General features: G+C 50.6%; 8 protein-coding genes and 5 tRNA genes. 10 read left to right on the plus strand and 3 right to left on the minus strand.

What is annotated here, in order from left to right:
• Positions 1 to 289: 289 nt before the first annotated feature.
• On the minus strand, positions 290 to 1,954 hold the full coding sequence (glnS, locus tag A7589_RS13165; RefSeq protein ID WP_001287167.1) for a glutamine--tRNA ligase: 1,665 nt from the start codon (positions 1,952 to 1,954) through the stop codon (positions 290 to 292).
• A gap of 254 nt (positions 1,955 to 2,208) precedes the next feature.
• The gene (gene nagE, locus A7589_RS13170) at positions 2,209 to 4,155 is read right to left on the minus strand and encodes a PTS N-acetyl glucosamine transporter subunit IIABC (protein ID WP_001023091.1); all 1,947 of its coding nucleotides are present in this window, start codon (positions 4,153 to 4,155) and stop codon (positions 2,209 to 2,211) included.
• A gap of 331 nt (positions 4,156 to 4,486) precedes the next feature.
• Between nagE and nagB the strand changes: the two genes are divergently transcribed.
• The 5 genes from nagB to asnB all read left to right on the plus strand — a co-directional run bounded on the left by nagB (position 4,487) and on the right by asnB (position 10,447).
• A complete protein-coding gene (nagB, locus tag A7589_RS13175; RefSeq protein WP_001237072.1) occupies positions 4,487 to 5,287 on the plus strand; it encodes a glucosamine-6-phosphate deaminase in 801 nt (266 codons plus the stop codon).
• 61 nt (positions 5,288 to 5,348) lie between these two features.
• Positions 5,349 to 6,497, plus strand: a complete 1,149-nt coding sequence (nagA, locus tag A7589_RS13180) for an N-acetylglucosamine-6-phosphate deacetylase (RefSeq protein WP_000271178.1) — start codon at positions 5,349 to 5,351, stop codon at positions 6,495 to 6,497.
• Between the two features lie 8 nt (positions 6,498 to 6,505).
• On the plus strand, positions 6,506 to 7,726 hold the full coding sequence (nagC, locus tag A7589_RS13185; protein ID WP_000187570.1) for a DNA-binding transcriptional regulator NagC: 1,221 nt from the start codon (positions 6,506 to 6,508) through the stop codon (positions 7,724 to 7,726).
• Between the two features lie 47 nt (positions 7,727 to 7,773).
• Positions 7,774 to 8,526 (plus strand): ribonucleotide monophosphatase NagD, encoded by a 753-nt coding sequence (gene nagD, locus A7589_RS13190; protein ID WP_000153129.1) that lies wholly within the window; start codon positions 7,774 to 7,776, stop codon positions 8,524 to 8,526.
• A gap of 256 nt (positions 8,527 to 8,782) precedes the next feature.
• Complete coding sequence (asnB, locus tag A7589_RS13200) at positions 8,783 to 10,447, plus strand: asparagine synthase B (RefSeq protein ID WP_000337055.1); 1,665 nt, start codon at positions 8,783 to 8,785, stop codon at positions 10,445 to 10,447.
• 41 nt (positions 10,448 to 10,488) lie between these two features.
• Here the strand turns inward: asnB and A7589_RS22830 are convergent, their stop codons facing one another.
• A complete protein-coding gene (locus A7589_RS22830) occupies positions 10,489 to 10,926 on the minus strand; it encodes a hypothetical protein (RefSeq protein WP_000943400.1) in 438 nt (145 codons plus the stop codon).
• Between the two features lie 320 nt (positions 10,927 to 11,246).
• Between A7589_RS22830 and A7589_RS13210 the strand changes: the two genes are divergently transcribed.
• The 5 genes from A7589_RS13210 (at position 11,247) to A7589_RS13230 (ending at position 11,797) form a co-directional block, all read left to right on the plus strand.
• Positions 11,247 to 11,323: transfer RNA gene (locus tag A7589_RS13210), tRNA-Met, on the plus strand.
• Positions 11,324 to 11,332: 9 nt separating this feature from the next.
• Positions 11,333 to 11,417: transfer RNA gene (locus A7589_RS13215), tRNA-Leu, on the plus strand.
• Between the two features lie 104 nt (positions 11,418 to 11,521).
• A tRNA-Gln gene (locus A7589_RS13220) sits at positions 11,522 to 11,596 on the plus strand.
• A gap of 34 nt (positions 11,597 to 11,630) precedes the next feature.
• Positions 11,631 to 11,705, plus strand: a tRNA-Gln gene (locus A7589_RS13225).
• Positions 11,706 to 11,720: 15 nt separating this feature from the next.
• Positions 11,721 to 11,797, plus strand: a tRNA-Met gene (locus A7589_RS13230).
• Positions 11,798 to 11,880: the final 83 nt, after the last annotated feature.

Here is an 11,880-nt window from a genome sequence, read left to right on the forward strand (position 1 = left end):
TGAATTATGATTTGTGGTTTTAAATTTATTTTACGGATAAATTGCGAAGCGGAATTAATTCGCGATGATAAGCAGAAAAAACGCCGCAGAGCGCGGCGTTTGGGATTGTTTGTATATTTCAGGCGTAAACGCCTTATCCGGCCTACAAAAGCACGCAAATTCAATACATTGCAGAGTTCACGTAGGTCTGATAAGCGTAGCGCATCAGGCAATTTAGCGTTTGAGACTGTTTGTGTGTTTCTTGCAGGATGCGGCATTTACGCCGCATCCTGCATGGTGAAACTTAAAATTACTCGCCAACCTTCGCCCAGGTATCACGCAGCCCAACGGTGCGGTTAAATACCGGTTTTTCCGCCGTGGAATGGCGGCTGTCGAGGCAGAAGTAACCTTCACGCTCAAACTGGAACGCTTTACCCGCTACCGCGTCTTTCAGAGACGGTTCAGCAAAGCCCTGTTTGATGACCAGCGATTCCGGGTTAATCACCGACAGGAAATCATCCGCAGCGCCTGGATTCGGCACGCTGAACAGGCGATCGTACAGGCGGATTTCAACCGGCAGCGCATGTGCCGCGCTTACCCAGTGAATAACGCCTTTGACTTTACGACCATCAGCCGGATCTTTGCTTAAGGTGTCGGCATCGTAAGTACAGAAGATGGTGGTGATATTGCCTTCAGCATCTTTCTCCACGCGTTCTGCTTTAATCACGTAAGCATTACGCAGACGCACTTCTTTACCCAGCACCAGACGCTTGTACTGCTTGTTAGCTTCTTCGCGGAAATCAGCGCGATCGATCCAAATCTCACCGCTAAACGGCACCTGACGGCTACCCATTTCCGGTTTGTTCGGATGGTTCGGCATGGTGACCATTTCGCCTTCGCCCTGATAGTTTTCGATAACCAGTTTCACTGGATCGATAACCGCCATTGCGCGCGGCGCGTTTTCGTTGAGATCTTCACGAATGCAGGATTCCAGAGATGCCATCTCAATGGTGTTGTCCTGTTTGGTCACGCCGATGCGTTTGCAGAACTCACGAATAGAAGCTGCGGTATAACCACGACGACGCAGACCAGAAATAGTCGGCATACGCGGATCGTCCCAGCCTTCTACATGCTTGTCGGTCACCAACTGGTTCAGCTTACGCTTGGACATCACGGTGTATTCCAGATTCAGGCGCGAGAATTCGTACTGGCGCGGATGAACAGGAATGGTGATGTTGTCCAGAACCCAGTCATACAGACGACGGTTGTCCTGGAACTCCAGCGTACACAGAGAGTGCGTAATGCCTTCCAGCGCATCGCTGATGCAGTGGGTGAAGTCGTACATCGGGTAGATGCACCACTTGTTGCCGGTCTGGTGGTGTTCCGCAAATTTAATACGATACAGCACAGGATCGCGCATCACGATAAACGGCGAAGCCATGTCGATTTTCGCTCGCAGGCAGGCTTTACCTTCTTCAAAACCGCCGGTACGCATTTTTTCGAACAGCGCCAGGTTCTCTTCAACGCTGCGGTCGCGGTACGGGCTGTTTTTACCTGGCTGCGTCAGGGTGCCACGGTATTCGCGGATCTGTTCCGGCGTCAGTTCATCGACATACGCCAGGCCTTTATTGATCAATTCGATCGCATAGGCATGGAGCTGATCAAAATAGTCGGAGGAGTAACGAACGTTACCAGACCAGTGAAAACCTAACCATTCAACGTCGTTTTTGATCGACTCTACGTACTCGATATCTTCTTTTACCGGGTTAGTGTCGTCGAAACGCAGGTTGCACTGGCCTTTATAGTCCTGGGCGATCCCGAAGTTCAGGCAGATAGATTTCGCATGACCAATATGCAGATAGCCATTTGGTTCTGGCGGGAAACGGGTGTGTACTGTGGTGTGCTTGCCACTGGCCAGATCTTCATCAATGATCTGACGAATAAAGTTAGTCGGGCGGGCTTCTGCCTCACTCATCGTGGATTCCTCAAAGCGTAAACAACGTATAACGGCGTATGATCTTATAAGCGGGACAGGCTGACAACTGTTAGTTAGAGAAAATAGAAAATCTCACTGAGATTATGGGGATGATTGATGAAAAAAAAAGCGGCGAAGATGATATCCGCCGCTTTTGCCACTGCTGTGTCATAGTTGGATGCGACACTGGTGCGTCTTATCCAACCGACAGGCCTGATAAGACGCGTCAAGCGTCGCATCAGGCATGAAACAGATTACTTTTTGATTTCATACAGCGGCGTTTGACCCGCCACAACATGACCCTGAGCTTGAATGTTCAGGCCACTGAAATCGTCGATATTGCTGCAAACCACCGGGCTAATCATCGAGCGGGCGTTAGCGTTCAGGTAATCCAGATCCATTTCCAGAATCGGTTGCCCTGCGCTTACCTGCGCGCCCTCTTCCACCAGACGCTTAAAGCCTTTACCTTCCAGCGCCACGGTGTCGATACCCATGTGGACGACGATCTCCGCGCCTTTTTCGGTTTCCAGGCAGAACGCGTGGTTGGTGTTGAAGATTTTTACAATAGTCCCTGCGGCTGGTGATACAACGATTTTATCCGTCGGTTTCACCGCCACACCGTCGCCCACCGCTTTGCTGGCAAACGCTTCGTCTGGCACCTGATCCAGTGCGACAACATCACCAGTGATCGGCGATACCAGCTCAGCGATAGACACTGCGTTTGGTACAGCCTGTGGTTTCGCAACCGGCGCGGCAGTTGCCGGAGCAGCGTCAGCAGAAGCAGCGGCTACCGGACCACGGGCAACGACTTTCTTCATCGCATCACCGATAGATTCCGCTTTTGCACCAACAATCACCTGGATGGTCTGTTTGTTCAGTTTCACCACCCCAGAAGCCCCCAGACGTTTACACATCGCATCGTTGACGCGGGATGAGTCACCCACCGTCAGGCGCAGACGGGTAATACAGGCGTCAATCGCTTTCAGGTTGTCGCTACCGCCAACCGCAGCAATATAGTTGGTCGCCAGTTGAGTCAGACCTTCTTCAGTGTTGCTGTTGGCTTCTTCAGTAACAATTTCGTCTTCTTTATCTTCACGGCCTGGCGTTTTCAGGTTGAACATGCGGATAACTGCACTGAACACCACAAAGTAGATAACGAAGAAGATAACGCCCATCACCAGCAGCATCCAGACGTTCTGGCTGGCTGCCGGCAGGTTATACATCAACGCATAGTCGATGGCGCCCGCAGAGAAGGAGAAGCCCGCGTGAATACCCAGCAGCGTTGCCACAAACAGGCTGATACCGGTCAGCAGTGCGTGCAGAAGGTACAGCAACGGAGCAAGGAACATGAACAGGAATTCCAGCGGCTCGGTAACACCAGTCAGGAACGCGGTGATAGCAACGGAAAGCAGCATCCCGCCAACCATCGGACGACGCTCTTTCGGTGCTGCGAAGTACATCGCCAGTGCCGCACCCGGCAGACCAAACATCATAATCGGGAAGAAGCCGGACATGAACATCCCTGCAGTGCCGTCACCGGCATAGAAGCGGTTGATGTCGCCGTGGAAAACCGTCCCTGCCGCGTTGGTAAATTCACCAATCTGGAACCAGGCAATGGTGTTCAGCACCTGATGCAGACCGGTTGGGATCAGCAGACGGTTGATGAAACCAAAGATACCGGAACCCAGCGCGCCCGCAGACACGATCCATTCACCACCAGCATGAATAGCGTGCTGCACCGGTGGCCAGACATAACCAAAAATAGCCGCCAATACCAGGCAGAAGAAGCCAGTGGCAATCGGCACAAAACGTTTACCACCGAAGAAGCTCAGGAAGTCCGGCAGTTTAATATCGGACCAGCGATTATAGGCTGCACCACCGACCAGACCGGTAATGATACCCGCCAGTACACCCATGTTGATTTCCGGGTTGATGGTCACCATCGCTTTGGTTAACACAAAGTAACCTACCGCACCTGCCAGCGCCGCCGCACCTGCGCTGTCTTTGGACCAGCTGGATGCCACGCCGATGGCGAAGATTAATGCGAGGTTATCAAAAATCGCGCCGCCCGCCTGGGCAATAAACGCAACGTTAAGTAAATCTGGCTGACCGAATCGCAGCAACAGTGCCGCCACCGGCAGTACTGCGATAGGGAGCTGTAACGCCCTACCGAGTCGCTGAAAAAACCCTAAAATATTCATCTTATTCCCCCTACGAGAACCCTATTTGGCTCGTTTAAAGCCGTTTTTTATTTTGCTGCAAACTGTACTGCCGATGTTCTGTAATCATATTGTTAGATCATCTGCTACAGAGTGTGTAAAAAATTAATTCGTACCGCAAATTAAACGCGTGTCTTTTGTGAGTTTTGTCACCAAATATCGTTATCATTACTCCCTTTTACTGGCTAAACCAGAAAACTTATTTTATCATTCAAAAAATCAGGTCGGATTGACGCCTCTCTGCGCAAATCCAGGTTACGCTTAAAGATGCCTAATCCGCCAACGGCTTACATTTTACTTATTGAGGTGAATAATGAGACTGATCCCCCTGACTACCGCTGAACAGGTCGGCAAATGGGCTGCTCGCCATATCGTTAATCGTATCAACGCGTTCAAACCGACTGCCGATCGTCCGTTCGTGCTCGGTCTGCCGACTGGCGGCACACCGATGACCACCTATAAAGCGTTAGTCGAAATGCATAAAGCAGGCCAGGTCAGCTTTAAGCACGTTGTCACCTTCAACATGGATGAATATGTCGGTCTGCCGAAAGAGCATCCGGAAAGTTACTACAGCTTTATGCACCGTAATTTCTTCGATCACGTTGATATTCCAGCAGAAAATATCAACCTTCTCAACGGTAACGCCCCGGATATCGACGCCGAGTGCCGCCAGTATGAAGAAAAAATCCGCTCTTACGGTAAAATTCATCTGTTTATGGGCGGCGTAGGTAACGACGGTCACATCGCATTTAACGAACCGGCCTCTTCTCTGGCTTCTCGCACCCGTATCAAAACCCTGACTCATGACACTCGCGTCGCGAACTCTCGTTTCTTTGATAACGATGTTAATCAGGTGCCAAAATATGCCCTGACTGTCGGTGTTGGTACATTGCTGGATGCCGAAGAAGTGATGATTCTGGTTCTGGGTAGCCAGAAAGCACTGGCGCTGCAAGCCGCAGTTGAAGGTTGCGTTAACCATATGTGGACCATCAGCTGCCTGCAACTGCATCCGAAAGCGATCATGGTGTGCGATGAACCGTCCACCATGGAGCTGAAAGTTAAGACTTTAAGATATTTCAATGAATTAGAAGCAGAAAATATCAAAGGTCTGTAATTATTATCCCTGCCCTGACACCTTGTTCAGGGCAATATTATCTTTAAAATCGGGGGTCGGAATGTATGCATTAACCCAGGGCCGGATCTTTACCGGTCACGAATTTCTTGATGACCACGCGGTTGTTATCGCTGATGGCCTGATTAAAAGCGTCTGTCCGGTTGCGGAACTGCCGTCAGAGATTGAACAACGTTCACTGAACAGAGCCATTCTCTCCCCCGGTTTTATTGATGTGCAGTTAAACGGCTGCGGCGGCGTGCAGTTCAACGACACTGCGGAAGCGGTAAGCGTTGAAACGCTGGAAATCATGCAGAAAGCCAATGAGAAATCAGGCTGTACTAACTATCTGCCGACACTTATCACTACCAGCGATGACCTGATGAAACAGGGTGTGCGCGTAATGCGTGAGTACCTGGCAAAACATCCGAATCAGGCCTTAGGTCTGCATCTGGAAGGTCCGTGGCTGAACCTGGTGAAAAAAGGCACTCATAACCCGAATTTCGTGCGTAAACCCGATGCTGCGCTGGTTGATTTCCTGTGCGAAAACGCTGATGTGATTACTAAAGTTACCCTGGCACCGGAAATGGTTCCTGCGGAAGTCATCAGCAAACTGGCAAATGCCGGGATTGTGGTTTCTGCTGGTCACTCCAACGCGACGCTGAAAGAAGCGAAAGCCGGTTTCCGCGCAGGTATTACTTTTGCCACCCATCTGTATAACGCGATGCCGTATATTACTGGTCGCGAACCGGGACTGGCAGGTGCAATTCTCGACGAAGCAGACATTTATTGCGGTATTATTGCCGATGGCCTGCACGTTGATTACGCTAACATCCGCAACGCCAAACGTCTGAAAGGCGACAAACTGTGTCTGGTCACCGACGCTACTGCACCAGCAGGCGCCAATATTGAACAGTTCATTTTTGCGGGTAAAACAATATACTACCGCAACGGACTTTGTGTGGATGAAAATGGTACGTTAAGTGGTTCATCATTAACCATGATTGAAGGCGTGCGTAATCTGGTCGAACATTGCGGTATCGCACTGGATGAAGTGCTGCGTATGGCGACGCTCTACCCGGCACGTGCAATTGGCGTTGAAAAACGTCTCGGCACGCTCGCCGCAGGTAAAGTGGCCAACCTGACCGCATTCACACCTGATTTTAAAATCACCAGGACCATCGTTAATGGTAACGAGGTCGTAACTCAATAAGAGAAAGTATGACACCAGGCGGACAAGCTCAGATAGGTAATGTTGATCTCGTAAAACAGCTTAACAGCGCGGCGGTTTATCGCCTGATTGACCAGTTCGGGCCAATCTCGCGGATTCAGATTGCTGAGCAAAGCCAGCTTGCCCCCGCTAGCGTAACCAAAATTACACGTCAGCTTATCGAACGCGGGCTGATCAAAGAAGTCGATCAGCAGGCCTCCACCGGGGGCCGCCGCGCTATCTCCATCGTCACTGAAACTCGTAATTTCCACGCTATCGGCGTACGACTCGGTCGTCACGATGCCACCATCACTCTGTTTGATCTCAGCAGCAAAGTGCTGGCAGAAGAACATTATCCGCTACCAGAACGTACCCAGCAGACGCTGGAACATGCCCTGCTGAATGCCATTGCTCAGTTTATTGATAGCTATCAGCGCAAGCTGCGCGAACTAATCGCGATTTCGGTGATCCTGCCTGGGCTTGTTGACCCGGACAGCGGTAAAATTCATTACATGCCGCATATTCAGGTGGAAAACTGGGGGCTGGTAGAGGCACTGGAAGAGCGTTTTAAAGTGACCTGTTTTGTCGGTCACGATATCCGCAGTCTGGCGCTGGCAGAGCACTACTTCGGTGCAAGTCAGGATTGCGAAGACTCCATTCTGGTGCGAGTACATCGCGGAACTGGGGCCGGTATTATCTCTAACGGGCGCATTTTTATCGGTCGCAACGGCAACGTCGGTGAAATTGGTCATATTCAGGTCGAACCGTTGGGTGAACGCTGCCACTGCGGCAACTTTGGCTGTCTGGAAACTATCGCTGCCAACGCCGCCATTGAACAGCGGGTGTTGAATCTGTTAAAGCAGGGCTACCAGAGTCGCGTGCCGTTGGACGATTGCACCATCAAAACTATCTGCAAAGCCGCGAACAAAGGCGACGGTCTGGCGTCGGAAGTGATTGAGTATGTCGGTCGTCATCTGGGCAAAACCATCGCCATTGCCATCAACCTGTTTAACCCGCAAAAAATTGTTATTGCCGGAGAAATCACCGAAGCCGATAAAGTGCTGCTCCCTGCTATTGAAAGCTGCATTAATACTCAGGCGCTGAAGGCGTTTCGTACTAATCTGCCGGTGGTACGTTCTGAGCTGGACCACCGCTCGGCAATCGGTGCTTTTGCGCTGGTAAAACGCGCCATGCTCAACGGTATTTTGCTCCAGCATTTGCTGGAAAATTAATGTGCTTTTATAGTGGCGCTTATTGTTGTCAATATTCTGGGTAGTCCATGACCATTAAAAATGTAATTTGCGATATCGACGGCGTGCTGATGCACGATAACGTCGCCGTACCGGGTGCAGCGGAATTTTTGCACGGGATTATGGATAAAGGCCTGCCGCTGGTGTTGCTGACCAACTATCCTTCGCAGACCGGGCAAGATCTGGCGAACCGCTTTGCCACTGCCGGTGTCGATGTACCTGACAGCGTGTTTTATACCTCCGCGATGGCAACCGCCGATTTCCTGCGTCGTCAGGAAGGTAAAAAAGCGTATGTGGTGGGCGAAGGCGCGCTGATCCATGAGCTGTACAAAGCCGGTTTCACTATTACGGACGTGAATCCTGATTTTGTGATTGTTGGCGAAACGCGTTCATACAACTGGGACATGATGCATAAAGCGGCGTATTTCGTCGCTAACGGTGCGCGATTTATCGCCACTAACCCGGATACCCACGGGCGCGGTTTTTATCCCGCCTGTGGCGCGCTGTGCGCAGGTATTGAGAAAATCTCCGGGCGTAAACCTTTTTATGTCGGTAAGCCAAGTCCGTGGATCATCCGCGCGGCATTAAACAAAATGCAGGCGCATTCGGAAGAAACGGTGATTGTCGGCGATAACCTGCGTACCGATATTCTGGCGGGCTTCCAGGCGGGTCTGGAGACGATTCTGGTGCTCTCTGGCGTTTCATCGCTCGACGATATCGACAGTATGCCGTTCCGCCCAAGCTGGATTTACCCGTCGGTCGCTGAAATCGACGTTATCTGAATATCAACCACGTCTCAGGACGTGGTTTTTTATTTTCACCGCTCGCCAAAACTCATCCATTCAATAAAACACGTCAAAAATTATCGATTCATCAATAAACACGCCACTACACCCTACCCTTTTTCATCAATCAGCAATCACCATTACGTTTTTTATTTTTACACCGCCAAATCTCTTGCGCACAGTGCTGCTTTGCGGCATTTTTTTAAACAAGCAAACACAACAAGCAACAAATACCAGGTTAACGGAGAAGGTTATGTGTTCAATTTTTGGCGTATTCGATATCAAAACAGACGCAGTTGAGCTGCGTAAGAAAGCACTCGAGCTGTCACGCCTGATGCGTCATCGTGGCCCGGACTGGTCCGGTATTTATGCCAGCGATAACGCCATTCTCGCTCACGAACGTCTGTCAATTGTTGACGTTAACGCGGGGGCGCAACCTCTCTACAACCAACAAAAAACCCACGTACTGGCGGTAAACGGTGAAATCTACAACCACCAGGCATTGCGCGCCGAGTATGGCGATCGTTACCAGTTCCAGACTGGATCTGACTGCGAAGTGATCCTCGCGCTGTATCAGGAAAAAGGGGCGGAATTTCTCGACGACTTGCAAGGCATGTTCGCCTTTGCCCTGTACGACAGCGAAAAAGATGCATATCTGATTGGTCGCGACCATCTGGGGATCATCCCGCTGTATATGGGTTATGACGAACACGGTCAACTGTATGTAGCCTCAGAAATGAAAGCCCTGGTGCCGGTTTGCCGCACCATTAAAGAGTTCCCGGCAGGAAGCTATTTATGGAGTCAGGACGGCGAAATCCGTTCTTATTATCACCGTGACTGGTTCGACTACGATGCGGTGAAAGATAACGTGACCGACAAAAACGAGCTGCGTCAGGCGCTGGAAGACTCCGTTAAAAGCCATCTGATGTCCGATGTGCCGTACGGCGTGCTGCTCTCGGGTGGTCTGGATTCCTCAATTATTTCCGCGATCACCAAGAAATACGCCGCCCGTCGCGTGGAAGATCAGGAACGCTCGGAAGCATGGTGGCCGCAGTTGCACTCCTTTGCCGTGGGTCTGCCAGGTTCACCGGATCTGAAAGCGGCCCAAGAAGTGGCAAACCATCTGGGCACTGTGCATCACGAAATTCACTTCACCGTACAGGAAGGTCTGGATGCCATCCGCGACGTGATTTACCACATCGAAACGTATGATGTGACCACTATTCGCGCTTCAACACCGATGTATTTAATGTCGCGTAAGATCAAGGCGATGGGCATTAAAATGGTGCTGTCCGGCGAAGGTTCTGACGAAGTGTTTGGCGGTTATCTATACTTCCACAAAGCGCCGAACGCTAAAGAACTGCATGAAGAGACGGTGCGTAAACTGCTGGCCCTGCATATGTATGACTGCGCCCGTGCCAACAAAGCGATGTCAGCCTGGGGCGTGGAAGCACGCGTTCCGTTCCTCGACAAAAAATTCCTTGATGTGGCGATGCGTATTAACCCGCAGGATAAAATGTGCGGTAACGGGAAAATGGAAAAACACATCCTGCGTGAATGTTTTGAGTCGTATCTGCCCGCAAGCGTGGCCTGGCGGCAGAAAGAGCAGTTCTCTGATGGCGTCGGTTATAGCTGGATCGACACTCTGAAAGAAGTGGCAGCGCAGCAGGTTTCTGATCAGCAACTCGAAACTGCCCGCTTCCGCTTCCCGTACAACACTCCGACCTCAAAAGAAGCGTATCTGTATCGCGAAATCTTTGAAGAATTGTTCCCACTTCCAAGCGCCGCTGAGTGCGTACCGGGCGGCCCTTCCGTCGCCTGTTCTTCCGCCAAAGCGATCGAGTGGGATGAAGCGTTCAAGAAAATGGATGATCCTTCTGGTCGCGCGGTTGGCGTTCACCAGTCAGCGTATAAATAAGAAGTGTATTAACGCCCCGGAGAATTCCGGGGCAATTTCAGTTACTGGGGAGCTTGTTGATTTTGATACGCAGTGAGGAAATGTTCCGGATTTGCTACATCGCTGTTTGACAACTCATCACTGTAAGCCACCGACCAGGTTGCCTGCTCATCCGGGATATGCAGGCTGCCATTTCCCTCTTTCAGGCGTAATAACTCAAAAGATTTGCCCTTAATTACGGCGGTATAGGATTTCTCACCGTCCTGTAATGCTTTTACTTTACAGCGAAAAATCTGACCATCGATGTCATTATCAACATGAGATACCTGAACGATTGCTTCATTTTCCGCTTTCGGCCCGATTCGCATCATCCAGACCACTGCCCCTTCCTGACCACGATAACCAAAGACATACTTACCGATTTCCGATCGGGCTTCGTCGGCAAATGCGGATTGCATAAGTAATAAAGCACTGACCAGCACCGTGATAAAACGCAGCATATTATTCCCTCAATAAATAGCCTGAAGTGGTAGCAGAGATGCAGGCACCGCAATCCCTGCTCTGTCCAATCGTAACGGTGCAGTATTTCATGGGATAATTCTCGGGCGCTATTGTTGAATTCCGAATTTCATCCTGCATCGCAAAACAACAGAGAAAAACACGAAATAAACAATAATTGACGAATATAGCGCCACGCTGTTCGCAACCTAACCAAACAGTCACTTTCGAGCAATTTTCCTTGAAAAAGAGGTTGACGCTGCAAGGCTCTATACGCATAATGCGCCCCGCAACGCCGATAAGGTAACGCGAAAAAAAAGATGGCTACGTAGCTCAGTTGGTTAGAGCACATCACTCATAATGATGGGGTCACAGGTTCGAATCCCGTCGTAGCCACCATCTTTTTTTGCGGGAGTGGCGAAATTGGTAGACGCACCAGATTTAGGTTCTGGCGCCGCAAGGTGTGCGAGTTCAAGTCTCGCCTCCCGCACCATTCACCAGAAAGCGTTGTACGGATGGGGTATCTCCAGGCTGTAAGTTAGCCACCTCGGCTGGCAATGATATAGTTTGAAGTTCTCCATTCTGTAAGAAATTTGTTGGGGTATCGCCAAGCGGTAAGGCACCGGTTTTTGATACCGGCATTCCCTGGTTCGAATCCAGGTACCCCAGCCATCTTCTTCGAGTAAGCGGTTCACCGCCCGGTTATTGGGGTATCGCCAAGCGGTAAGGCACCGGTTTTTGATACCGGCATTCCCTGGTTCGAATCCAGGTACCCCAGCCATCGAAGAAACAATCTGGCTACGTAGCTCAGTTGGTTAGAGCACATCACTCATAATGATGGGGTCACAGGTTCGAATCCCGTCGTAGCCACCAAATTCTGAATGTGTCGAATACGTTCGGCAAATTCAAAAACCAATTTGTTGGGGTATCGCCAAGCGGTAAGGCACCGGATTCTG

Source organism: Escherichia sp. MOD1-EC6475 (assembly GCF_003046645.1).
GTDB lineage: Bacteria > Pseudomonadota > Gammaproteobacteria > Enterobacterales > Enterobacteriaceae > Escherichia > Escherichia ruysiae.

Excerpts from the sequence above, each read along its gene's own strand:
- glnS (WP_001287167.1), bottom strand. The coding sequence starts at position 1,954 with ATGAGTGAGGCAGAAGCCCGCCCGACTAACTTTATTCGTCAGATCATT.
- nagE (WP_001023091.1), bottom strand. The coding sequence starts at position 4,155 with ATGAATATTTTAGGGTTTTTTCAGCGACTCGGTAGGGCGTTACAGCTC.
- nagB (WP_001237072.1), top strand. The coding sequence starts at position 4,487 with ATGAGACTGATCCCCCTGACTACCGCTGAACAGGTCGGCAAATGGGCT.
- nagA (WP_000271178.1), top strand. The coding sequence starts at position 5,349 with ATGTATGCATTAACCCAGGGCCGGATCTTTACCGGTCACGAATTTCTT.
- nagC (WP_000187570.1), top strand. The coding sequence starts at position 6,506 with ATGACACCAGGCGGACAAGCTCAGATAGGTAATGTTGATCTCGTAAAA.
- nagD (WP_000153129.1), top strand. The coding sequence starts at position 7,774 with ATGACCATTAAAAATGTAATTTGCGATATCGACGGCGTGCTGATGCAC.
- asnB (WP_000337055.1), top strand. The coding sequence starts at position 8,783 with ATGTGTTCAATTTTTGGCGTATTCGATATCAAAACAGACGCAGTTGAG.
- A7589_RS22830 (WP_000943400.1), bottom strand. The coding sequence starts at position 10,926 with ATGCTGCGTTTTATCACGGTGCTGGTCAGTGCTTTATTACTTATGCAA.